At 62.0% G+C, this 1,106-nt stretch carries 2 protein-coding genes and 1 pseudogene; 1 reads left to right on the plus strand and 2 read right to left on the minus strand.

All coding sequences use genetic code 11. The features are described 5' to 3' along the window. The coding region (locus FWJ25_RS20540) for a ubiquitin-like protein (protein ID WP_223163277.1) at positions 1-199 on the minus strand (199 nt) is incomplete at its 3' end. A gap of 60 nt (positions 200-259) precedes the next feature. After that, a pseudogene (locus FWJ25_RS20545) lies at positions 260-367 on the minus strand (ubiquitin-like protein); the annotation flags it as partial. A 111-nt stretch (positions 368-478) separates the two neighbouring features. Between FWJ25_RS20545 and FWJ25_RS20550 the strand changes: the two are divergent. After that, on the plus strand, positions 479-700 hold the full coding sequence (locus tag FWJ25_RS20550) for a hypothetical protein (protein ID WP_149601851.1): 222 nt from the start codon (positions 479-481) through the stop codon (positions 698-700). Positions 701-1,106 lie beyond the last annotated feature (406 nt).

Here is a 1,106-nt window from a genome sequence, read left to right on the forward strand (position 1 = left end):
AGCACCAAGTGGAGGGTGCTCTCCTTCTGAGCACCAGGTGGAGGGTGCTCTCCTTCTGGATGTTGTAGTCGGCCAGGGTACGGCCATCCTCCAGCTGCTTGCCGGCGAAGATCAGCCGCTGCTGGTCCGGGGGGATACCCTCCTTGTCCTGGATTTTGGCCTTCACATTATCAATGGTGTCGGAGCTCTCAACCTCCAAGGTGATGGTCTTGCCWGTCAATGTCTTCACRAAGATCTGCATKCCWCCCCTGAGGCGSAKCACCARKTGGAGGGTGCTCTCCTTCTGRAYGTTGTMRYCMGCMRRGGTGCGWCCATCCTCCAGCTGCTTGCCGGCAAAGATAAGACGCTGCTGGTCCGGCGTTGACATTGTCAATGGTATGAAGTGGCGAGCCCCGAGAGCGGGTTTAGGAAGTGGCGAGCCCCGAGAGCGGGTTTAGTTAGAGGCTACGGGGGGTCGGGCGCGGCGGCGGCGGCGGCCATGAGCAGCGGGAGCGAGAGCACTACCGCCAGCAGGTGGCYCGAGCTGGCCACGCTGCGCGCGCTGGCGCGCGACGCCGCGGAGCAGCTTCGGCTGCCGCGGGCCGGCACGTCGGCGTCGGCGTCGTCGTCGTCGTCGCCGTGGCGCGGGCGCGAGGACCACCTCCACGGCCACGGCAAGACGGCCAAGGTGATGCACCTGCTGCTCTGGGGACCCAAGTGAAGCGGCGGCGAGAGGCCACCGTACCGCCGGGCTCTCCCGCCGGCGTTGCTCGTTTTGCTCTGCCTGCAATCCGCCCCGCACGGACTGTACTGTACCTATACACCTATATACTACGACGTGCACCTGTACTACGACGTGCTGCTGTACCATACTAATACTAGTGCGCTGCTGCTCCCTTGCCTTCTTGCTTGCACCAGCCACTCCCGCTTTTTTTGCTCGAACGATCGACTGCTCGTGTCGCGTCGGGCCACGGCCGGTCGTCAGTTTGGGTGTGTCCACTCCACTGTAAAGCTCCTCTCTTTTTTTTGGGTACTCCCTCCATGCCAAAGTTAGCGGACGTGTACTAGGTGTGGTTCGGAGCAGCAGGTTGTATTACTTACCACCCCTCTGTAATGTAAGAACGCGT

It is taken from the genome of Marinobacter salinexigens (genome assembly GCF_008370345.1).
GTDB lineage: Bacteria > Pseudomonadota > Gammaproteobacteria > Pseudomonadales > Oleiphilaceae > Marinobacter > Marinobacter salinexigens.